The organism is Rhodoferax lithotrophicus (assembly GCF_019973615.1).
In the GTDB taxonomy this organism is placed as follows: domain Bacteria; phylum Pseudomonadota; class Gammaproteobacteria; order Burkholderiales; family Burkholderiaceae_C; genus Rhodoferax; species Rhodoferax lithotrophicus.
In genome coordinates this window covers 2,239,735-2,261,450 of sequence record NZ_AP024238.1, presented here as the reverse complement: position 1 = coordinate 2,261,450, position 21,716 = coordinate 2,239,735, and the positions used below count along the sequence as shown (strand labels likewise).

Below are 21,716 nucleotides of genomic sequence, written 5' to 3'. Positions count from 1 at the left end.
AGCAGGCTGAACAGTCAGCCTGTGTTGGTCGGCTTGGTTAAACTTGCCAGCTACCGTGACACATGAAATTTCAACCTCTTTAAGGCATCCCACCATGAGCACCGCCATTCGTCAAGCTGACCTGATCGAATCCATTGCCGCCGCCCTGCAATACATCAGCTACTACCACCCCGCCGACTACATCGCCCACCTGGCCCGCGCCTATGAGCGTGAGCAAAGCCCTGCTGCCAAAGATGCCATTGCACAAATTCTCACCAACAGCAAGATGAGCGCCACCGGCCACCGCCCGATTTGCCAGGACACCGGCATCGTCAACGTGTTCCTGAAAGTGGGCATGGACGTGCGCTGGGAAGGCTTCACCGGCAGCCTCGACGATGCCATCAACGAAGGTGTGCGCCGCGCCTACAACTTCCCCGGCAACACCTTGCGCGCCAGCGTGGTGGCCGACCCCGAGTTTTTGCGCAAGAACACCAAGGACAACACCCCGGCGGTCATCAACACCGAAATCGTGCCCGGCAACACCGTGGAAGTCACCGTGGCGGCCAAAGGCGGCGGCTCCGAGAACAAGAGCAAGATGTACATGCTCAACCCCGGCGACAGCGTGGTTGACTGGGTGCTGAAAACCGTGCCGACCATGGGTGCCGGCTGGTGCCCGCCGGGCATGCTGGGCATTGGCATTGGCGGCACCGCCGAGAAAGCCGTGCTGATGGCCAAGGAAAGCCTGATGGACGACCTCAACATGTACGAGTTACAAGCCAAAGCGGCCAGCGGCGCGGAACTCAGCAGCGTGGAGAAACTGCGCCTGGAGCTGTATGAAAAAGTCAACGCCTTAGGGATTGGCGCACAAGGCCTGGGCGGTCTGACCACCGTGCTGGACATCAAGATCCAGATGTACCCGACCCACGCTGCCAGCAAGCCGATTGCCATGATCCCGAACTGCGCCGCCACCCGCCACGCGCACTTTGTGATGGATGGCAGTGGCCCGGTCTACCTGACCCCGCCCTCACTGGACACCTGGCCCGATGTGGCCTGGACACCCGACTACGTCAAGAGCAAAAAGGTCGACCTCAACACGCTCACGAAGGAAGAAGTCGCCAGTTGGAAGCCCGGCGACACCCTGCTGCTCAACGGCAAGATGCTCACCGGCCGTGATGCCGCGCACAAACGCATCCAGCAAATGCTGGCCAAGGGCGAAAAGCTGCCGGTGGACTTCACCAACCGCGTCATCTACTACGTCGGCCCAGTCGACCCGGTGGGTGATGAAGCCGTCGGCCCAGCCGGCCCGACCACCGCCACCCGCATGGACGGTTTCACCGAGATGATGCTGGCCGAGACCGGCCTGATCGCCATGGTCGGCAAGGCCGAGCGCGGCCCGGTCGCCATTGAAGCCATCAAGAAACACCAGAGCGCCTACCTGATGGCCGTGGGCGGCGCAGCCTACCTGGTCAGCAAAGCCATCAAGACCGCCAAGGTGGTGGGCTTTGCCGACCTGGGCATGGAAGCCATCTACGAATTCGACGTGGTCGACATGCCGGTCACCGTGGCGGTGGATGCCGGTGGCACCAGTGCCCACATCACCGGCCCGGCCGAGTGGCAAAAACGCATTGCCTCGGGTGAATTCAAAGGCATCAACATCAGCGGTCAATGACTTGACACAGCGACCGTTCAGCGAAAAGATCAAACACCCGATTGGGGTGTTTGACAGTGGTGTTGGTGGTTTAAGTGTGCTCAAGGCGCTGCGCACTGAGCTTCCGTTTGAAGACTTTGTGTATGTCGCTGACAGCGGCTACGCGCCCTATGGCGAGCGCAACGAAGCCTTTGTGATTGAGCGCTCACGCCACATTGCCAGCACCTTGCAGAGGCATGAGCATCTGCGCATCCAAGCGCTGGTGGTGGCCTGCAACACCGCGACGGCTGCAGCAGTGCACTTGCTGCGCCAAGATTACAGTGCATTGCCCATCATTGGTGTCGAGCCAGCACTCAAACCCGCTATAACGATCAGTCAAACCAAACGCATTGGTGTCATGGCCACCCGTGGCACGTTGAGCAGCCAAAAGTTCAACGCTTTAAAAAGCACCCTAGCGAGTCAGGCTGAATTCATCTGCCAGCCTTGCGATGGCCTGGCAGATGCCATTGAACGCGATGACGAATCAAAAATAAGAGCGCTCTGTGCAGAATATACGGGCGCTATAGGTCAATTTGGCATCCAATCAGGGGAAATTGACACGCTGGTGCTGGGCTGCACACACTACCCCTTTGCCAAGCACCATTTGCGCCAACTGCTGGGGCCTGAAGTACGATTGGTCGATAACGGTGAACCGGTAGCCCGGCAAACCCGACGCATGATCACACCGACTTCGCTGCACAGTGAACCAGGTCAACTCAGCCTGTTTTCTACCGGTAATCCGGCAAGCCTGACGCAAGCAGCCAAACGCTGGCTCGGCGTTGAGACACAAGCTCACGCCCTGTAGTGTTGCGCTGGGGAACTAGCCGCAGCACCGGCACAGCCAATGTCAGGGCTCAGACCAACACACCACGGGGAATAAGTTTCAGCATCAGTTCCATGTTCACATTAATCTTGACCGCCGTGGCAGCCAAGGTGTTTTGAACACCAAAACCTTCTCGTGAAGAGTCGCGCAACTTCGGCTCTGCAATCAATTGTCCGGCGCGATTCAGCACCACAGCCACCCAGGGTTCGGCAGGTTTAAGGCCTCGGCGCACGACCACCGCCGTCTCCCCATTGGCCAGCGTCACGTAAGTACCCGGAGGGCTCAAACCCAGCAATTTGACCAATGACGTGCCCACTTCATCGTGCTTGGTTTCCCCGACAGGCAGCACTACACAGCGCACCGAATCACGCGCGGTTCGACCAGAGCGGGATTTGCGCGGACTCATGGCAGCGGTGTAACGGTCGACGGTTTGCAGAATCTTCACCAATCTGGGCAAGCGAGGCCATTCCAGCAGTTTGTCCGGCCCACTTTGGGGGCTGTGGTGCAAGGCAACCACCTTCAGCCAATCGTCATCGGTCACACCCACCTTGGCCAACTGAACACTACCCACCGATGCATGGGTGTCAATCACCTTGCGTTGTACCGGGCTGGGAGGTGTTTTTTGCTGGGCCAGCAAATCCTGCAGATGCGTCATGGCCAGATTCATCGTCAACGCTGCACAGGCCAGACTGCGCCGCTCTTCATTGGTGAGCGAAAACGTGATTGCCAAATCATTCACCAGTGCGGCGCACAGCAGGGAATGCAGCACGCTATAGCCTTCAAAGTGGGTAATGGAACGGTTAAACAACAAAAACTGCGAACCCGTTGGATCTTGATTCAACAGCCGGAGAATGACCTGATCCAGTGCATAAATTTTTTCCTGAAAGTCGCTGGTGGTGTCAAAACTGGCCAACAAACCACCCAATTTGGACTCCACATCACCCCAGCGCTGGCTCAAGGTACCGGTTTCTTTTTCAACCACCTTGCTGGCCTCTTTCACATTCAGGAATTTGTAAAAATCCTTGATCGGCGCATCCACCCGGTTGAGTTCGCTCAGGCCAGCCATCACGGCGCGCACACCCTCACCCGTTTGCTCAATTTCAACAAAAATTTTGGGACGGTTGCGCATACCTTGCAGTTGCAGCTGAGTCTCTATCTTTTGGCCTTTGGCCAGCAGTATTTGCCCGCCTTCATCCCGCAGTGTGAAGGGCAAGGACATCCCTATGAAGAGGAGTTCTTGTCGAAATTCAATCAAATCCATGGCACATGCCGACGGTGAGCAGCAAGAGGTAATGTGAAGCGCCGTACTCTACCGGATAATTGCCCCCATGAATTCTTTACTTTCGCTCTTGAAACCCTATCCGTTTGAGCGGCTGCGCCAGCTTTTTACGGATGTGACCCCCAACCCCGCTTTCAAACCCATCAGTTTGGGCCTGGGTGAACCCCGCCACGCCACCCCCCAATTGATCGCCGATGCCATGATGGCGGCCATCACCCGCACACCCAGCGGATTGGCCAGTTACCCAGCCACGGCTGGTGAGCCCGCCCTGCGCGAGGCCTTTGCCCAATGGCTGACACGCCGCTACAGTCTCCAGCTTGACCCGGCCACCCAAATGCTGCCGGTGCTGGGCTCGCGCGAAGCCCTGTTTGCCCTGGCTCAAACTGTGGTCAATCGCCCGGCCAATGCCGCAGACCCGAAACCGCTGGTGGTCTGCCCCAATCCGTTTTACCAAATCTACGAAGGCGCGGCGCTGCTGTCGGGTGCTGAACCCTATTACGTGGCGAGTGACCCGGCTCGCAACTTTGCCCCCGATTGGGCCAGCGTGCCCGCTGCCGTGTGGCAGCGCACCCAGCTGCTGATCGTCTGTTCGCCCGGCAACCCTACCGGCGCGGTGATGCCGCTCTCAGAATGGCAAATGCTGTTTGAACTCAGTGACCAATTCGGTTTTGTGATTGGCTCGGACGAGTGTTACAGCGAGATCTATTTCCGTGACGAGCCGCCTCTGAGTGGCCTGCAGGCCGCAGCTCAATTGGGTCGCCACGACTTCAAAAACCTGATCGCCCTGACCAGCCTGTCCAAACGCAGCAACGTGCCCGGCATGCGCAGCGGTTTTGTATCGGGTGATGCGGCACTGATCAAATCCTTCCTGCTCTACCGCACTTACCACGGCAGCGCCATGAGCCCGGTGGTACAAGCCGCCAGCATTGCCGCCTGGCAAGACGAAGACCATGTGGTGGAAAACCGGGCGCTGTACCGCACCAAGTTTGCCCAGGTTACCCCCCTGCTCTCTCAAGTGCTCAACGTGGCCTTGCCGGATGCCGGCTTCTACCTGTGGGCTGATGTGGCTGGGGACGATGCCACCTTTGCCCGGGAGCTCTATGCTCACTACAATGTCACGGTGCTGCCGGGCAGCTTTTTGGCCCGCACCGCGCAGGGCAGCAACCCTGGTCTGGGCCGCATCCGTATGGCACTGGTGGCCGACACCGCCGAGTGCCTTGAAGCCGCCCAACGCATTGTCGAATTTGTCAAAGCCCGCAAAGCTTGACACGTCGCAACACCATTCGCAGCTTTTTCTCCTCTCATCTCACACCCTTTGACCATGACTCAACAACTGCAAACCATTCTTGACAACGCCTGGGAAAACCGTGCCAACATTTCTGCCTCCACTGCACCCAAAGAGGTGGTTGACGCGGTGGAACATGTCATCAGTGCGCTCAACAGCGGCGATTTGCGCGTCGCCACCCGCGACGGTGTTGGGCAATGGACCACCCACCAGTGGATCAAAAAAGCCGTACTGCTGAGCTTTCGCCTGAACGACAACGCCATCATGCATGCCGGTGATCTGGCGTTTTACGACAAAGTGCCAACCAAATTTGCCCACATGACCGCCTCCGGCCTGCAAGCCACCGGCGTGCGTATCGTGCCGCCCGCAGTTGCACGCCGTGGCAGCTATCTGGCCAAAGGCGTGATCCTGATGCCCTCGTTTGTCAACATCGGTGCCTTTGTCGACGAAGGCACGATGGTCGACACCTGGGCCGCTGTCGGTTCCTGCGCCCAGATCGGCAAAAACGTGCACCTGAGTGGTGGTGTCGGTATTGGCGGTGTGCTGGAGCCGATGCAGGCCAACCCCACCATCATTGAAGACAATTGCTTCATCGGAGCCCGCTCGGAGATCGTCGAAGGGGTCATCGTCGAAGAAAACTCGGTGATCTCCATGGGCGTCTACATTGGCCAAAGCACCCCGATTTATGACCGTGCCACCGACAGCGTGAGTTATGGCCGCATTCCGGCTGGCTCCGTCGTCATCAGCGGCAATCTGCCCAAAGAAGGCGGCAAATACAGCCTGTATGCCGCCATCATCGTCAAGCGGGTAGACGCGCAAACCCGCGCCAAAACCAGCCTGAATGATTTGCTGAGAGATTAAGCAAGCTAGTCATCCCTCCAGGAGCGCCCGGCCCCTGGGCGATTGCCCCGAACGCCAGCGCATCCACCCATCTATCTAACCGCACACCTTTCAACCTATGGCCACCAGCAACCTCCCCATGGGCACCATGGAACGCATTCTTCGGCTGATGGCCGAAAAGCGTGCCTCGGATGTGTATTTGTCTGCTCACTCACCCACCTTGATTCGCATCAACGGGCAATGTGTGCCGGTTAACGCCCAGGTGCTGCCGCCCGATGCGCCGCTGAACCTGCTCAGCGAAATCCTGCCGCCCGACCGTATTGAGGAACTGCTTGACCTGGGTGAGCTCAACATGGGCTGGTCAATGGCGGGGGTTGGACGTTTCCGTATCAGCGGCATGCGCCAGCGTGGCTCCATTGCAGCGGTGATCCGTTTTATTGCCAACGACATCCCGGCACTGGCCTCGCTCTCGCTGCCACCGGTGTTGTCTGACCTGATGCTGGAAAAACGTGGTCTGGTACTGATGGTGGGTGCCACCGGTGCCGGCAAAAGCACCACGCTGGCCTCGATGATTGACCATCGCAACGCCAACATGTCGGGCCACATCCTGACCATTGAAGACCCGGTGGAATATTTGTTCAAGAACAAACGCGCGGTGGTCAACCAGCGCGAGGTCGGCAGTGACACCCAATCCACCCAGATTGCCCTGAAAAATGCCCTGCGTCAGGCCCCGGATGTGATCTTTATTGGTGAAATTCGCGACCGCGAGACCATGTCGGCCGCCATCGCCTATGCGCAAACCGGCCACCTGTGCCTGGCTACCATGCACGCCAACAACAGCTACCAGGCGCTCAACCGTATCTTGTCGTTTTACCCGGTGGAGGTGCGTCAAACCATGCTGGGTGACCTGGCCGGTGCGCTCAAAGCCATCGTCTCCCAACGCCTGCTGCGCACCATCGCAGACACCCGGACCCCAGCGGTCGAGATCATGATGAACACCAAGCTGGTGGCCGAGATGATCGAAAAAGGCAAGTTTTCCGACATTCTGGATGCCATGACCAACGCCATGGCCGAAGGCAGCCAGACCTTTGAGCAAGACATTGCCCGCCTGATCACCGCTGGTATCGTTGATCGCAAAGAAGGCCTGGCCAATTCCGACTCACCCACCAACCTGATGTGGCGTCTGCAAAACGACTTTGCAACACGCACCAAAGCGCAAAACCAGCCCAAGGCTGAAGACCCGGACGACCAGCCCACCTTCACCGAAATCACGCTCGACGTGAACCACTGACTCCCATCTTATGACCTCAACCCTTGACCTGGCCAAGCAACTGATTGCCTGCCGCTCTGAAACTCCCCAAGATGCCCAATGCCAGCACATCATGGCGCAGCGCTTGAGCGCCGTGGGCTTTGAATGCCACACCCTGGTCAGTGGCCCGGTTGATTTCTCCGTCACCAATTTATGGGCAAAAAGGCCTGCAACGCTTACCAATCAAGCGCAAGTAGCTACAAAATTAATTGTATTTGCGGGTCACACCGATGTGGTTCCAACCGGCCCCATCAAACAGTGGGAAAGCGACCCTTTCACCCCCACCGAACGGGACGGCAAGCTGTTTGGCCGGGGTGCAGCAGACATGAAAACCTCTCTGGCCGCTTTTGTGGTGGCCACTGAAAACTTTGTCAAAGCACACCCTGAAACACCCTTGTCGATTGGTTTTTTGCTCACCAGTGACGAAGAAGGTCCGGCACTGGATGGCACCGTCAAAGTCTGTGAATGGCTGCAGGCCCAAGGTGAAACCCTGGACTATTGCATCGTAGGTGAACCCACCTCAGTCACACGCACGGGCGACATGATCAAGAACGGCCGCCGTGGCAGTTTGAGCGGCAAGCTCACCGTCAAAGGTGTGCAAGGCCACATTGCCTACCCCCATCTGGCCAAAAACCCGATCCACCTGCTTACACCCGCACTGACTGAACTGGTTGGTATGGTGTGGGATCAAGGCAACACATTTTTCCCGCCAACCTCCTGGCAAGTCAGCAACATCCATGGCGGCACCGGGGCAAGCAACGTGATCCCCGGCACGGTGGTGGTGGATTTCAACTTCCGCTTTTCGACCGAGTCGACACCAGAGACACTGCAGCAACGCTTGCAAGCCGTGCTGGACCGCCATGAACTGGCTTACGACCTGACCTGGACGCTGGGCGGCTTGCCCTTTTTGACCACACCGGGCACACTGGTTGACGCAGTGGTCACGGCCATCCAGACCGAAGTTGGCCTCAGCCCTGAACTCTCCACCAGCGGCGGCACCAGTGATGGGCGTTTTATTGCCAAGATCTGCCCACAAGTGATCGAGTTGGGTCCCCCCAACGCCAGCATCCACAAAATCAACGAACACATTGCGCTGGCCGACATCGAACCACTGACCCGCATTTACCAACGCGTCCTTGAAAACCTGCACGTGCAGTTGCTGGCATGAGTGACATGGCCCAACACCCGCAACCCATGACTTTGCTGGCATGCGTCAGCGCGGCTGCAGAGCAGCTTCAGCAAGCCGGTGTGGCCTTTGGCCATGGCACCACCAATGCCTTTGACGAAGCGGCCTGGCTGGTGTTATGGCAACTGGGCTTGCCGCTGAACACGCCTTTGCTGCCGGACGACGGGGAAGAGATTACAAATGATGCACAAAAAAGGCTTGTAACGCCCGAAGAACAAGCGCAGATAGCTACTCTTTTAAGAGCACGCATCGACACCCGCAAACCCGCCGCCTACCTCACCCACGAGGCCTGGTTACAAGGTGTGGCGTTTTATGTGGACGAGCGTGCCATCGTGCCACGCTCGTTGATTGCCGAGGTGCTGGTTGAAGGCGGCCTGGACTATTGGCTCAGTGAATCCACCCACCGCGTGCTGGATCTGTGCACCGGCAATGGCAGCCTGGCGGTGATTGCCGCCATGGTCTACCCGGACGTGGTGGTGCAAGCCAGTGACATCAGCACCGATGCCCTTGAAGTTGCACGCATCAATGTGGATCGCCATGGCCTGCATGACCGCATCATCCTGCGTCAGGGCGATGGCGTGCCCAAAACAGGCTCCCATTACGACCTGATCCTGTGCAACCCGCCCTATGTCAATGCCCACAGCATGGCCGCCCTGCCGCCGGAATACTTGGCCGAACCCGCGCTGGCGCTGGATGGCAATATGGCTGGAGGCTCCGATGGCATGGACTTCATCCGCCAATTGCTGCGCGACGTGCCAGCCCAGATGTCCCCGGATGCCATCCTCGTGCTGGAAATTGGCCATGAGCGTGCCCATTTTGAAGCTGCGTTTCCGCAACTGGAAGTGATCTGGCTGGAAACCAGCGCGGGTGAAGACCAGGTACTGCTGGCGACACGTGAGGCGCTGTTGTCGCTCAACGAAAGTCATCCACAATGAGCGAAACCAGCCTCCCCGCAAATTTTCAGCTGCTTATTGCCACAGACCCCGCACATTACGACAGCTTCAAAGGCCTATTGCAGGAATACGCCGAACGCGACCTTGCCGACCCCAAGAACAGCAGCATCTGGCGCGACATGGCGCAGTTGCCGGGTCGTTACGCACCACCGCATGGTCAGGTGCTGCTGGCTTACCGCGACGGTGAACTGGCAGGCTGCGGTGCCTTTGTGGCCTCACTCACCCCGAGCCTGGCGGAAATCAAACGTATTTACATCCGCCCCCACTTTCGCCGCCAAGGGCTGGCACGGGTGCTGACACTGGCACTGGCCGAGCAGGCCCATCTGCACTCCTTCCAGACGGCTGGCATCTGCACCTGGGCGCACAATGCGGCCGCTCTGGCGCTGTACCAAGACCTCGGCTTTGAGCCCATTGAATCGTTCCGAGAGCCCGATAAGGCCCACCTCGTCTTTCTGGGCTTGCCACTGGCACAACCCGACTAACTCCTCAACCGGCCCGACCGGTATGGCTTGCAAATGATCACCTTAAAAAACGTCACCCTGCGCCGCGGCGCGAAAGTCCTGCTTGACGGCGCGTCCGTCACCCTCAACCCCGGCGAAAAAGTTGGCTTGGTCGGGCGCAATGGCGCGGGTAAGTCCTCGCTGTTTGCGCTGTTTAATGGCAATTTGCATGAAGACGGCGGCGAATACTACATTCCGCACCAATGGCGCATGGGCCAGGTTGCCCAGGACATGCCCGAGACCGAGCAGTCCGCCACCGACTTTGTGGTCGATGGTGATGTCACCTTGCTAGCGGCACAACAGGAGGTGACCGCCGCCGAGGCCACCGAAGACTACGACCGCATGGCCCACGCCTACATGGCCCTGCAGGATGCGGGTGCGCATGATGCTCCGGCGCGCGCACAAGCACTGATCCAGGGCCTGGGCTTCAAAACCACCGAGCTGACCAACCCGGTCAACAGCTTCTCTGGCGGCTGGCGTATGCGCCTGCAACTGGCACGCGCGTTGATGTGCCCCAGTGACTTGCTGCTGCTGGACGAACCCACCAACCACCTGGACTTGGACGCGCTGGTGTGGCTGGAAGGCTGGTTGAAAAAGTACGAAGGCACGATGATCGTCATCAGCCACGACCGCGAGTTTCTGGATGCCATCACCAATGTCACCCTGCACATTGATGCCGCCAAACTGGTGCGCTACGGTGGTAATTACAGCAAGTTTGAGGACATGCGTGCCGAACAGATGGAGTTGCAACAAAACGCCTTTGCCAAGCAGCAAGACAAGATTGCTCACCTGCAAAAGTTCATTGCCCGCTTCAAGGCCAAGGCCAGCAAGGCCAAACAGGCACAAAGCCGGGTCAAGGCGCTGGATCGCATGGAGAAAATTGCGCCGCTGCTGTCCGAAGCCGACTTCACTTTTGAGTTCAAGGAACCAGCCAACCTGCCCAACCCGATGCTGTCGATGACCGGCGTGAGTTTTGGCTACCCACCGCCCGATGACGCACCCGAGGGCACACCACCCACGGTGATTGTGCGCAATGTCAGCAAGTCAGTGCTGGCTGGTCAGCGCATCGGCATTTTGGGAGCCAACGGCCAGGGTAAATCCACCGTGGTGAAAACCATTGCGCGTGATCTGGCCGCCATCGAGGGCGAAATCACCGAAGGCAAGGGACTTAACATCGGCTACTTCGCCCAGCAAGAGCTGGATGTGCTGCGCCCCGATGAAACACCGCTGGAACACATGATCCGCCTGGTGAAAACACTCACTGCACAAGGCAAGATCATTGGCCAGGCCACCCGTGAGCAGGATTTGCGCAGTTTTCTGGGCACCTTCAACTTCAGCGGCGACATGGTCAAACAAGCCGTAGGCAGCATGAGCGGTGGCGAAAAAGCCCGCCTGGTGCTATGCATGATCGTCTGGCAGCGCCCCAACCTGCTGTTGCTCGATGAGCCCACCAACCACCTGGATTTGGCTACCCGTGAGGCACTGGCCATGGCGCTTAATGAGTTTGAAGGCACGGTGATGTTGGTCAGCCACGACCGTGCGCTGCTCAGGTCGGTGTGTGATGAATTCTGGATGGTCTCGCGCGGTGGGGTCGAGCCGTTTGACGGTGACCTGGACGACTACCAGCGCTACCTGCTGGATGAAGCCAAGCGTCAGCGTGAAGCCATCCGGGAAGCCAGCAGCGCCGCGGCCAAGGCCGAGCGCAAGGCACAGGCCGAGGCGCTGGCTGCGGCCGCCAAGGTCAAAGCCAAACCGGCACCCAGCGGTTCCCTGAAACGCAAATTGGCCGACATTGAGTCCCGCATGGCCACGCTGCAAACAGAAGGAACCCAGCTGGAAGCCCATCTGTGCCAGTCTCCACCGCCGTCAGACTTTGCGAACCAGGGTAAACGGCTCAAACAGGTCAACGAAGAAATCCAGGCGCTGGAAGAGCAGTGGCTGGAACTAACCACAGAAATGGAAGCTGGTTGAAACTTTCGCCAAGGGGGAGCTGCTGGCGGCCATGGGGTCAGTAGAATTCCGGCACATTTATTGAACGGGAGTTTTTATGATCTTGGTGACTGGCGGCGCAGGCTTTATTGGTGGAAATTTTGTTCTGGATTGGCTCGCCCTGCATGACGAGCCGGTCATCAACCTTGACAAACTCACCTACGCGGGCAACCCGGAGACGCTGCAAAGCCTGCAAGGCGACCCTCGCCACACCCTGGTTCAAGGCGACATCGGCGACCGCGAACTGGTGGCCCAACTGCTGACCCAGCACCAACCACGCGCCGTGATCAACTTCGCCGCTGAAAGCCATGTGGATCGTTCCATCCACGGTCCGGGCGAATTCATCCACACCAACATCGTTGGAACTTATGAGCTTTTAGAGGCTGTCAGGCAGTACTGGCAAGCGCTGAACGCTACTGAAAAAGAAGCATTCAGATTCCTGCATGTCTCAACCGACGAGGTGTATGGCAGTCTGGCCAAAGGCGACCCAGCCTTCACCGAACAAAACCACATCGAGCCCAACAGCCCGTACAGCGCCAGCAAAGCCGCCAGCGACCATCTGGTGCGCGCCTGGCACCACACCTACGGCCTGCCGGTGCTCACTACCAACTGCTCCAACAACTATGGCCCGTACCACTTTCCTGAAAAACTCATTCCGCTGATGATCGTCAATGCGCTGGCTGGGAAGGCTCTGCCGGTGTACGGCGACGGCCAGCAAATCCGCGACTGGCTGTATGTCAAAGACCATTGCAGCGCCATCCGCCGCGTGCTCGAAACTGGCCGCTTGGGTGAAACCTACAACGTGGGCGGCTGGAACGAAAAAGCCAATCTGGACATCGTGCACACCGTCTGCAGCCTGCTGGACGAACTGCGCCCACGCACTGACGGTAAATCGTACAAAGATCAAATCACTTTTGTGACCGACCGCCCCGGCCACGACCGCCGCTACGCCATCGATGCCCGCAAGCTGGAGCGTGAACTCGGCTGGAAACCGGCAGAAACCTTTGAGACCGGCATCCGCAAAACGGTGCAGTGGTATCTGGACAACCCCGACTGGGTGGCGCATGTGCAAAGTGGTGCGTATCGGGACTGGGTGCAAAAGCAGTACGCATGAAAATCCTCCTTCTAGGAAAAAACGGCCAGGTCGGCTGGGAATTACAACGCAGCCTGGCTCCTTTGGGGGAACTCATCGTGCTGGATCGGCACAGCACCGAACATTGTGGCGACATCAGCAAGCTGGCTGAGTTGGCTGACACGGTGCGCAACGTTCGCCCAGATGTGATCGTCAATGCCGCCGCCCACACCGCTGTCGACAAAGCAGAGAGCGAGCCCGAGCTGGCGCGCGCCCTCAATGCCATCGCCCCCGAGGTGCTGGCCGTGGAGGCCGCCAGGCTCGGTGCCTGGCTGGTGCACTACAGCACCGACTATGTGTTTGACGGCAGCGGCATCACTCCCTGGCTTGAAACCGATACCAGCGGCCCGTTAAGCGTGTACGGAGCCAGCAAGCTCGAAAGCGAAGCGTTGATCGCCAAGCACTGCCCCAAGCACCTGATTTTCAGAACCAGCTGGGTCTACGCAGCACGCGGGGACAACTTTGCAAAAACCATGTTGCGCCTGGCACAAGAGCGCGACAAGCTCACGGTGATCAACGACCAGTTTGGCGCACCCACCGGGGCAGATTTGATTGCAGACATCACCGCCCATGCCATTCGCCAGGTCAGCACCGCCAGTGCAACCCAGGAGTTGGCCGGCATCTACCACTTGGTGGCCAGTGGTGAAACTACTTGGTTTGACTATGCAAAACACGTTATAGCGCAAGCACAGAAAGCGCAACCAGCTATCAAAATAAAAGCAACTGAGATCCAGCCTGTGCCGACCAGCGCCTTCCCGACACCGGCTAGTCGACCTCACAATTCACGCCTGAGCACACACAAACTCCAGCAAACCTTTGGTCTGATGCTGCCAGCATGGCAAGCTGGTATCAACCGGATGCTGGCTGAAATTCTTTAACACTTGATGGACTCAACATGACACAACGCAAAGGCATCATCCTGGCCGGCGGCTCCGGCACGCGGCTTTACCCGGTGACCCAGGCCGTCAGCAAGCAACTGATGCCAGTGTATGACAAGCCAATGATTTACTACCCCTTGAGCACACTCATGCTAGCGGGTATTCGGGAAGTTCTGATCATCTCCACCCCGCAAGATACCCCACGCTTTGCTGACCTGCTGGGCGACGGTAGCCAGTGGGGCATGAGCATCAGCTATGCGGTGCAGCCTTCCCCCGACGGCCTGGCTCAGGCCTTCATCATTGGCCGCGACTTTGTCAACAAACAACCCAGTGCGCTGGTGCTGGGTGACAACATTTTTTACGGACACAATCTTGGTAAGCAACTGAGCAACGCTCACTCACGTGAAAGCGGTGCCAGTGTGTTTGCCTACCATGTAACCGATCCTGAGCGTTATGGGGTGGTAGCGTTTGATGATCAAAAACGCGCCATCAGCATCGAAGAAAAACCCAAGTACCCCAAGAGTAATTACGCGGTAACCGGGCTGTATTTTTATGATGAGCAAGTGTGTGACATTGCCGCCAGTATCAAACCATCAGCCCGTGGCGAGCTTGAAATCACTGATGTAAACCGGGTGTATCTGGAGCAAGGCCAGCTCAGTGTTGAGATCATGGGCCGCGGCTATGCCTGGCTGGATACCGGCACGCATGACAGTCTGCTGGAAGCCGCCAGCTTCATTGCCACGCTGCAAAAGCGTCAGGGTCTGCAAGTGGCCTGCCCTGAGGAAATTGCCTTGGGCCAAGGCTGGATAGATGCCGCGCAAGTCCAGAAGCTGGCTGCGCCATTGGCAAAGAATGGCTATGGCCAGTATTTGCTGAGTTTACTGAAATAAAAAAACATTCATACAGCCCCAAATCACTCGCACCATGCCTTACACCGTTACACCAACCACGCTGCCCGATGTCCTGATTCTTGAACCCAAGGTGTTTGGTGATGCCAGAGGCTTCTTTTTTGAAAGCTTCAACGCCCGTGACTTTGCCAACGTCACTGGACTTGAAGTGCAATTTGTCCAAGACAACCATAGCAAATCAGCCCAAGGCGTGCTGCGCGGTTTGCATTACCAGATACAGCACCCGCAAGGAAAACTGGTACGTGTCACCCAAGGTGAAGTGTTTGACGTGGTCGTGGATTTACGCCGCAGTTCGCCAACCTTTGGCAAGTGGGAAGGCGTGGTATTGTCTGCACAAAACAAGCGCCAGCTTTGGGTGCCTCCTGGCTTTGCTCACGGTTTTCTGGTTACCAGTGAGAACGCAGAGGTTCTATACAAAACTACCGACTACTACCACCCTGAGTTTGAGCGCAGCTTATTGTGGATTGATCCCACGGTGGGTATTCAATGGCCTATTCAAACAACGCCACTGTTAGCGACCAAAGATGCTGCAGGAACACCGTTGGGTCGGGCAGAGAGTTTCTGCCTGTAAAAGTCCAGCCCTTGCGGAATTCGCCCACCCGCCCCTGCCCCTCTAGCGAAAATCCTCATACCGAATGCAATCACCCAAAGGACTGTGCACCTACACGTTGAGGACGATGGACTGTCAGTTTCACAAAAAACTTCCCCTTATAATGACTAAAAGCCAAGACAAAGTATCTGGCCCATCAACTTACTGTCACGCCATTGTTTCACTTCTGACTCATTACACATGTTTATATTTGCTGTTCGGCCTGCAGGCATTCTTTTACTAACGGCAGTGCTTAATGGCTGTGCCTTTGCTCCTGGCATGTATGTGGGCAAAACCAACAACGGCACCGTCGGCCAAAGTAGCTCGTGGTTCAGCTCCAAACCAGACCAGACTGACGATACCCCGCCTGCTGGGCGCGTGATTACCATCACCCCTAGCCTGATTCGCGAGCAACGCACTAGCAAACCGACCGATGTGTCGACGGATGTCAAAAAACTCTTTGATTTGGCCAAACCCTACCAGATTGGCCCCAATGACGTGCTCAATATCGTGGTGTGGGACCACCCTGAGTTGTCAGTGCCGGCAGCCGGTGGATTGGGCACCGATGCGGGCAGTCTCTCTGGCATTGGCAATGGTTTCAATGTCAGCCCCCAGGGTTTGATTCAGTTTCCCTACGCAGGTACTATCAAATTATCTGGCCTGACCGAATATGAAGCCCGTGATTTACTCACTACCAGGCTGGCCAAATACATTAAAGACCCCCAGGTGACGGTGCGCATCCAATCATACCGCAGTGGGAGGATTTATATTGATGGTGAAGTCCGCACTCCTGGGCTACAGCCTTTGAATGAAGTACCTATGACCCTGCCCGAAGCCATTGGTCGTGCGGGCGGTATCACGGCTTTAGGCGACCGGTCTGCCATCGCCATCACCCGTGATGGCCAAACAGTGGTAGTTAACATGCCCCAGTTGTTGCAGCACAACATCGACCCCAACAATATTCTTCTACGTAACGGCGACTTGGTGCAAGTGATGGGCCGCGAAGAAGCCAAAGTGTTCGTTATGGGGGAGGTGCTGCGCCCCAGCACGCAAACCCTTCGTAATGGGCACTTGACGCTGAACGAAGCGTTGGGTGATGCCGGTGGAGTGAGCCAAACCACCGGTGACCCACGACAAATATTTGTAGTACGCGCGGCCAATACCGATTTACCAGAAATTTACCACCTTGATGCTCAGTCCCCCACTGCGTTTGCATTAGCTGAGGGTTTTGCGTTGAAGGCGCGCGACGTGGTCTATGTCGACCCCGTGCCTTTGGTTCGCTGGAACCGCGTCATCAGCTTGATCTTACCCAGCGCAACGGCTGTAACCAGCGCGAACTCTTCATTCAAAAACTGATGAAGTTCATTTTGACGCTTTGCATTGGCAACATTTGCCGCAGCCCATTAGCACAAGGGCTGTTGGCTCAGCAATTACCCAATCACACTGTGTGGTCAGCTGGTCTGGGTGCATTGGTAGGGCAACCGGCTGACCCTCTATCTATTCAGATAGCTGCCTCCAACGGAGTTGATATTAGTTCCCACCGCGCCCAGCAAATCAATAGTTTCTTGTGCCAACAGGCTGAGCTGATTTTGGTAATGGAGCAAATGCACAAAACTCAGCTGGAGCAGCTGTTTCCAAGCGTACGCGGTAAAACTTTCCGCTTGGGGCAATATGGTAACTTCGACATTGACGACCCCTATCGCCAACCTATTGAAGCCTTTCAAACTGCCTATGCATCCATAGCCCAAGGAGTAGCCGACTGGGTACCCCGCATCCGAAAGCTGAGCTGATATGAAGACAACACGTAGTAACCCTGCCCAATACGTAATACATTCTTCCCAAGAGCTGGACTCCCACTAAATATAAAAAAACTGATTGATTTCGCATGAATTTACCCAGCAACGTTTCAAACACTCCCTTGCAACCCATGCAAGGCATGTCACCTATGCAATCCATGCAAGACGACGAAGACAGCATCAACCTGCTGGATCTGTTGGACGTGGTACTAGACCAACGCTGGCTTATCGCCAGCGTCACCGCTGTTGTGATTGCTCTGGGAGGCAGTTACGCCTTTTTGGCCACCCCCATTTATGAAGCCGATACAGTCATCCAGGTCGAAGACAGCAAGGCCGGGAGTGCGGGTAGTCTGCTCGGCGACATGGGGAGCCTGTTTGATATTAAAAGCCCCGCATCAGCAGAAATCGAAATTCTTCGAAGCCGCTTGGTAATTGGTCAGGCCGTTACTAACTTGCGACTGGATATGAGCGTGCGCCCCAAATACCTGCCTATTTTGGGTAAATGGCTGGCGCGCCGAGCCACTGAATTATCAACCCCCGGTTTTATAGGTTTAAGTGGTTATGTCAGTGGCACTGAAGACCTGCAGGTTGCCAGCTTTCAAGTGCCCAAAGCACTTGAAGACCATCAATTTCAGGTGGTGGCCAGTGCAACTGGCTACACCTTGTTGGGTGCAGATGAGAACACCTTAGGCCAAGGTCACATTGGAGAACCGCTGGCATTCACACTTGACGGCCACAAGGGTGAATTGCTGGTGAGTAGCCTTGCTGGCAAGCCTGGTGCAGCCTTTAACCTTGTTAAATTATCGCACCTTGAAGTAACGGAGCGGCTGCAAAAAGATCTGAAAATTGTCGAACAAGGCAAACAGTCTGGTGTGATCAGCTCTACCTTGCAGGGGTCCGACCCTTTGCTTACAGCAACTATCTTGAATGAAATCAGCAGCTTTTATGTGCGCCAAAATGTAGAGCGAAAAGCAGCTGAAGCTGAAAAATCTATCAGCTTTCTCAACACCCAATTGCCTGAACTTCGAAACCAACTGGAAAGCTCCGAGAACAAGTTCAACAAGTTCCGAAACCAGTCTGGCACATTTAACCTGAGTGCTGAGGCTCAAGGTATTCTGGACCAATCAGTAAGTTTACGAGTCAAACTGCTAGAAGCCCAGCAAAAACGCAAAGACCTTGAATCCCGCTTTACCGCCCAGCACCCCAGCGTGCAAGTGTTAGATGCACAAATCAAACAACTGAGTACGCAAATTAATGCTATGGAGGGCAAAGCCAAAAGCTTCCCGAATGTTGAGCAAGACCTGCTGCGCCTGACGCGTGATGTCAAGGTGAACAGCGATCTGTATACCAGCCTGCTCAATAGCTTTGAACAGCTGCGCCTGGTGAAAGAGGGTAAAGTCGGCAATGTGCGCGTAGTAGATACCGCTGCGGTACCGGAGCGCCCCATCAAACCCCAAAAAGCCATGATCTGGGCACTGTCTGGCGTGCTGGGTGTGCTGGCTGGCTTGGCCTTGGCCTTTTTGCGCAACAGTATGCGCCCCGGCATTAGAAATGCGGACGACATTGAACAACATGTGGGCCTGCATGTGTTTGCCACTGTGCCACATTCTGGCGACCAAACTGAGTTGACCACCAACAGCAAGTCCAAACAAACCGGCATGCACCTGCTGGCCAATGTGCTGCCCAACGACCCATGTATAGAAAGCTTGCGCAGCCTGCGCACCGCACTGCAGTTTGCCATGCTTGATGCACCCAACAACATTGTGCTGATGACCGGCCCCACCCCAGGCATCGGCAAGTCATTTACCAGCGCCAATTTTGCAGCAGTGCTGGCAGCAGGTGGTAAACGGGTGTTGCTGCTGGATGCTGACATGCGCAAGGGTCATATCCATGAGTCTTTTGGCATGGAGCGCGGCCACGGTTTGAGCGAGCTAATCAGCGGAACACAAACGCTTGACCATGTCATTCACAAAGAAGTGTCACAGGGACTAGACTTTATTTCTACCGGCCCCATGCCGCCCAACCCTGCCGAGTTGCTAATGAGCCCTGCCACGGTGCAACTTATGCAAACACTGGGGGAAAGTTATGATGTGGTGGTCATCGACACCCCGCCCGTTCTGGCTGTAGCAGACACCCAGGTCATCGCCCCGTTAGCCGGCACCGTATTCATGGTAGCCCGCGCCGAGATCAGTACGCTGGCAGAACTGCAAGAGTCTGCTAAACGTCTGGCCCGCTCTGGCGTGACTGTGCGCGGTGTCATCTTTAACGACCTGAATCTGTCCAAACGCCGCTATGGCTATGGCTATGGTTATGGCTACAAATACAGCCGCTACCGCTATGCCCAGTATGAGTATGGGCAAAACAAGTCTGCAATTAAGTAACCCATGCAATACCAAGCTGTCTTATGAGCGTTTCACCAAAAATCTACGTAGCCGGCCACCGTGGCATGGTAGGCAGCGCCATAGTTCGCGCCCTGCAATCCTCCACCCTCTGTAGGAGCGGCGCCCCCGCCGCGAACATCGTCACCCGCACCCATGCCGAACTAGACCTAACCAACCAAGCCGCCGTTAACGACTTCTTCACACAAGAAAAGCCAGATCAGGTCTACCTAGCCGCTGCCAAAGTAGGCGGCATTCACGCCAACAACACCTACCCGGCAGACTTCATCTACCAAAATCTGATGATGCAAGCCAACATCATCCAGGCCGCGCACCAACATGGTGTGCAAAAAATGCTCTTTTTAGGTTCAAGCTGCATCTACCCGCGCATGGCCCCCCAACCCATGACCGAACAAGCCCTGCTGACCGGCCTGCTGGAGCCCACAAACGAGCCCTATGCCATTGCCAAAATAGCCGGCATCAAACTCTGCGAGAGCTACAACCGCCAGCATGGCCGCGACTACCGCAGCGTCATGCCCACCAACCTCTATGGCCCCGGTGACAACTACCACTTTGAAAACAGCCACGTTATCCCAGCACTGATTCGGCGTTTTCATGAAGCCAAGCTGGCAGGCGCGCCCCAAGTGGCCATTTGGGGCACCGGCACCCCAAAGCGAGAATTTTTGTACGTTGACGACATGGCCGCTGCCAGCGTGTTTGTGATGAGCCTGCCGCTAAGCACTTACCAAGCAAACACCGCCCCCATGTGCAGCCACATCAATGTGGGTTTTGGCAGCGATGTGACCATAGCCGAAGTGGCGCACGCTGTAAGCCAAGCGGTAGGCTACCAAGGCCAAATTAGCTTCGATGCCAGCAAGCCAGACGGCCCCCCCAGAAAGTGGATGGACAGCACCCGCCTAAACACACTGGGCTGGCAAGCCCAAGTAAGCCTACAAGCAGGCCTAAACTTTGCTTACCAAGACTTCCTGACCTTGTGGGAGCGCACCCCCCGCCGCGAAGGTATTAACCCCGAAACGTAATTCGCGGCGAGGCGCCGCTTCAACAAATAACAAAACCCATGACCTCTCAAAAAGTCGCCCTAATCACCGGCATCACAGGCCAAGACGGCTCGTATCTGGCTGAATTCCTGTTAGAAAAAGGCTACATCGTCCACGGTGTCAAGCGCCGCGCATCTAGCTTTAACACCACCCGCATAGACCACATCTACCAAGACCCCCACATCAACAACGCCCACTTCACCCTGCACTATGGTGACCTGAGCGACAGCAGTTGCCTGACCCGCATCATTCAGCAAACCCAGCCGGATGAAATTTACAACCTGGGTGCGCAAAGCCATGTAGCCGTAAGCTTTGAAAGCCCCGAATACACCGCAGACGTAGACGGCATGGGTACCCTGCGCATTCTGGAAGCCATCAGAATATTGGGTCTGCAGAAAAAGACCCGCTTTTACCAAGCCAGTACCTCAGAGTTGTATGGCTTGGTGCAAGAAATACCGCAGCGTGAGACCACCCCGTTTTACCCCCGCAGCCCCTACGCCGTGGCCAAGCTTTATGCTTATTGGATCACCGTAAACTACCGCGAAGCCTATGGCATGTATGCCTGTAACGGCATCTTGTTCAACCACGAAAGCCCTCGTCGTGGCGAAACTTTCGTCACCCGGAAAATTACTCGTGGCCTGGCCAACATCGCCCAAGGTCTGGAACAATGCCTGTACATGGGCAACATGAGCGCGCTACGCGACTGGGGTCATGCCAAAGACTACGTGCGTATGCAATGGATGATGCTGCAGCAAGACAAGCCGCAAGACTTTGTCATCGCCACCGGTGTTCAGTACAGCGTACGCCAGTTCATCACCTGGACAGCCAATGCTCTTGGCCTCAGTATTGAATTCAACGGCGAAGGTGACCAGGAACAGGCTGTTGTTACCGCCATCACTGGTGACGGTGCTCCGGCTCTGAAAGTAGGCGACATCATTGTCAAAGTTGACCCCCGCTACTACCGCCCCACTGAAGTTGAAACCTTGCTAGGCGATCCATCCAAAGCAAGAAAGGAACTTGGCTGGATTACAGAAATTACAGCACAAGAAATGTGTGCGGAAATGGTCTCCAACGACCTGGCCGAAGCCAAGAAACATGCCCTGCTAAAGCAATACGGCTACAGCGTAAACGTAAGCATCGAGTAGAA

General features: G+C 56.5%; 19 protein-coding genes. 18 read left to right on the top strand and 1 reads right to left on the bottom strand.

Going from position 1 to position 21,716, the window contains the following annotated elements; genetic code table 11:
- The first annotated feature begins 94 nt into the window (after positions 1-94).
- A complete protein-coding gene (locus LDN84_RS10590; RefSeq protein WP_223912256.1) occupies positions 95-1,648 on the top strand; it encodes a fumarate hydratase in 1,554 nt (517 codons plus the stop codon).
- Position 1,649: 1 nt separating this feature from the next.
- Positions 1,650-2,471 (top strand): glutamate racemase, encoded by an 822-nt coding sequence (gene murI, locus LDN84_RS10585; RefSeq protein WP_223912253.1) that lies wholly within the window; start codon positions 1,650-1,652, stop codon positions 2,469-2,471.
- A gap of 49 nt (positions 2,472-2,520) precedes the next feature.
- On the opposite strand, the gene LDN84_RS10580 is transcribed toward murI, so the two are convergent.
- Complete coding sequence (locus LDN84_RS10580) at positions 2,521-3,702, bottom strand: HD-GYP domain-containing protein (RefSeq protein WP_223912250.1); 1,182 nt, start codon at positions 3,700-3,702, stop codon at positions 2,521-2,523.
- A 115-nt stretch (positions 3,703-3,817) separates the two neighbouring features.
- Between LDN84_RS10580 and dapC the strand changes: the two genes are divergently transcribed.
- The 16 genes from dapC to gmd all read left to right on the top strand — a co-directional run bounded on the left by dapC (position 3,818) and on the right by gmd (position 21,714).
- A complete protein-coding gene (dapC, locus tag LDN84_RS10575) occupies positions 3,818-5,035 on the top strand; it encodes a succinyldiaminopimelate transaminase (protein ID WP_223912246.1) in 1,218 nt (405 codons plus the stop codon).
- A 54-nt stretch (positions 5,036-5,089) separates the two neighbouring features.
- On the top strand, positions 5,090-5,914 hold the full coding sequence (gene dapD, locus LDN84_RS10570; protein WP_223912241.1) for a 2,3,4,5-tetrahydropyridine-2,6-dicarboxylate N-succinyltransferase: 825 nt from the start codon (positions 5,090-5,092) through the stop codon (positions 5,912-5,914).
- 118 nt (positions 5,915-6,032) lie between these two features.
- Positions 6,033-7,184, top strand: a complete 1,152-nt coding sequence (locus LDN84_RS10565) for a PilT/PilU family type 4a pilus ATPase (protein ID WP_223912921.1) — start codon at positions 6,033-6,035, stop codon at positions 7,182-7,184.
- Between the two features lie 10 nt (positions 7,185-7,194).
- A complete protein-coding gene (gene dapE, locus LDN84_RS10560) occupies positions 7,195-8,370 on the top strand; it encodes a succinyl-diaminopimelate desuccinylase (RefSeq protein WP_223912238.1) in 1,176 nt (391 codons plus the stop codon).
- Complete coding sequence (gene prmB / locus LDN84_RS10555; RefSeq protein WP_223912234.1) at positions 8,367-9,323, top strand: 50S ribosomal protein L3 N(5)-glutamine methyltransferase; 957 nt, start codon at positions 8,367-8,369, stop codon at positions 9,321-9,323. The genes dapE and prmB overlap by 4 nt, the downstream gene beginning before the upstream one ends.
- Positions 9,320-9,823: a GNAT family N-acetyltransferase gene (locus LDN84_RS10550; RefSeq protein WP_223912232.1), complete on the top strand. Its 504-nt coding sequence runs from the start codon at positions 9,320-9,322 to the stop codon at positions 9,821-9,823. Before prmB ends, LDN84_RS10550 begins: the two co-directional genes overlap by 4 nt.
- A 33-nt stretch (positions 9,824-9,856) precedes the next feature.
- Positions 9,857-11,812: an ABC-F family ATP-binding cassette domain-containing protein gene (locus LDN84_RS10545; RefSeq protein WP_223912230.1), complete on the top strand. Its 1,956-nt coding sequence runs from the start codon at positions 9,857-9,859 to the stop codon at positions 11,810-11,812.
- A gap of 76 nt (positions 11,813-11,888) precedes the next feature.
- Positions 11,889-12,944: a dTDP-glucose 4,6-dehydratase gene (gene rfbB, locus LDN84_RS10540; protein ID WP_223912227.1), complete on the top strand. Its 1,056-nt coding sequence runs from the start codon at positions 11,889-11,891 to the stop codon at positions 12,942-12,944.
- On the top strand, positions 12,941-13,840 hold the full coding sequence (rfbD, locus tag LDN84_RS10535) for a dTDP-4-dehydrorhamnose reductase (RefSeq protein WP_223912224.1): 900 nt from the start codon (positions 12,941-12,943) through the stop codon (positions 13,838-13,840). Before rfbB ends, rfbD begins: the two co-directional genes overlap by 4 nt.
- A 17-nt stretch (positions 13,841-13,857) precedes the next feature.
- Entirely contained in the window at positions 13,858-14,730 is an 873-nt protein-coding gene (gene rfbA / locus LDN84_RS10530) for a glucose-1-phosphate thymidylyltransferase RfbA (protein ID WP_223912221.1), read from the top strand.
- A 34-nt stretch (positions 14,731-14,764) separates the two neighbouring features.
- Positions 14,765-15,319 (top strand): dTDP-4-dehydrorhamnose 3,5-epimerase, encoded by a 555-nt coding sequence (gene rfbC, locus LDN84_RS10525; RefSeq protein WP_223912219.1) that lies wholly within the window; start codon positions 14,765-14,767, stop codon positions 15,317-15,319.
- A gap of 219 nt (positions 15,320-15,538) precedes the next feature.
- Positions 15,539-16,693 carry a polysaccharide biosynthesis/export family protein gene (locus LDN84_RS10520; protein ID WP_223912216.1) on the top strand — a complete coding sequence of 385 codons (1,155 nt, stop codon included), beginning with the start codon at positions 15,539-15,541 and terminating at the stop codon, positions 16,691-16,693.
- A complete protein-coding gene (locus tag LDN84_RS10515) occupies positions 16,690-17,127 on the top strand; it encodes a low molecular weight protein-tyrosine-phosphatase (protein ID WP_223912918.1) in 438 nt (145 codons plus the stop codon). The genes LDN84_RS10520 and LDN84_RS10515 overlap by 4 nt, the downstream gene beginning before the upstream one ends.
- 155 nt (positions 17,128-17,282) lie before the next feature.
- Positions 17,283-19,514, top strand: coding sequence for a succinoglycan biosynthesis protein ExoP (locus tag LDN84_RS10510; protein WP_223912214.1), 2,232 nt, complete (start codon positions 17,283-17,285; stop codon positions 19,512-19,514).
- A 23-nt stretch (positions 19,515-19,537) separates the two neighbouring features.
- The gene (gene fcl, locus LDN84_RS10505; RefSeq protein ID WP_223912211.1) at positions 19,538-20,551 is read left to right on the top strand and encodes a GDP-L-fucose synthase; all 1,014 of its coding nucleotides are present in this window, start codon (positions 19,538-19,540) and stop codon (positions 20,549-20,551) included.
- A gap of 38 nt (positions 20,552-20,589) precedes the next feature.
- Complete coding sequence (gmd, locus tag LDN84_RS10500; RefSeq protein ID WP_223912208.1) at positions 20,590-21,714, top strand: GDP-mannose 4,6-dehydratase; 1,125 nt, start codon at positions 20,590-20,592, stop codon at positions 21,712-21,714.
- Positions 21,715-21,716 lie beyond the last annotated feature (2 nt).

Coding starts and splice junctions, on each gene's coding strand:
- rfbA (WP_223912221.1), top strand. CDS start 13,858: ATGACACAACGCAAAGGCATCATCCTGGCCGGCGGCTCCGGCACGCGG.
- gmd (WP_223912208.1), top strand. CDS start 20,590: ATGACCTCTCAAAAAGTCGCCCTAATCACCGGCATCACAGGCCAAGAC.
- dapD (WP_223912241.1), top strand. CDS start 5,090: ATGACTCAACAACTGCAAACCATTCTTGACAACGCCTGGGAAAACCGT.
- rfbD (WP_223912224.1), top strand. CDS start 12,941: ATGAAAATCCTCCTTCTAGGAAAAAACGGCCAGGTCGGCTGGGAATTA.
- dapC (WP_223912246.1), top strand. CDS start 3,818: ATGAATTCTTTACTTTCGCTCTTGAAACCCTATCCGTTTGAGCGGCTG.
- LDN84_RS10510 (WP_223912214.1), top strand. CDS start 17,283: ATGCAATCCATGCAAGACGACGAAGACAGCATCAACCTGCTGGATCTG.
- LDN84_RS10545 (WP_223912230.1), top strand. CDS start 9,857: ATGATCACCTTAAAAAACGTCACCCTGCGCCGCGGCGCGAAAGTCCTG.
- rfbB (WP_223912227.1), top strand. CDS start 11,889: ATGATCTTGGTGACTGGCGGCGCAGGCTTTATTGGTGGAAATTTTGTT.
- LDN84_RS10550 (WP_223912232.1), top strand. CDS start 9,320: ATGAGCGAAACCAGCCTCCCCGCAAATTTTCAGCTGCTTATTGCCACA.
- prmB (WP_223912234.1), top strand. CDS start 8,367: ATGAGTGACATGGCCCAACACCCGCAACCCATGACTTTGCTGGCATGC.
- rfbC (WP_223912219.1), top strand. CDS start 14,765: ATGCCTTACACCGTTACACCAACCACGCTGCCCGATGTCCTGATTCTT.
- LDN84_RS10520 (WP_223912216.1), top strand. CDS start 15,539: ATGTTTATATTTGCTGTTCGGCCTGCAGGCATTCTTTTACTAACGGCA.
- dapE (WP_223912238.1), top strand. CDS start 7,195: ATGACCTCAACCCTTGACCTGGCCAAGCAACTGATTGCCTGCCGCTCT.
- LDN84_RS10565 (WP_223912921.1), top strand. CDS start 6,033: ATGGGCACCATGGAACGCATTCTTCGGCTGATGGCCGAAAAGCGTGCC.
- fcl (WP_223912211.1), top strand. CDS start 19,538: ATGAGCGTTTCACCAAAAATCTACGTAGCCGGCCACCGTGGCATGGTA.
- LDN84_RS10590 (WP_223912256.1), top strand. CDS start 95: ATGAGCACCGCCATTCGTCAAGCTGACCTGATCGAATCCATTGCCGCC.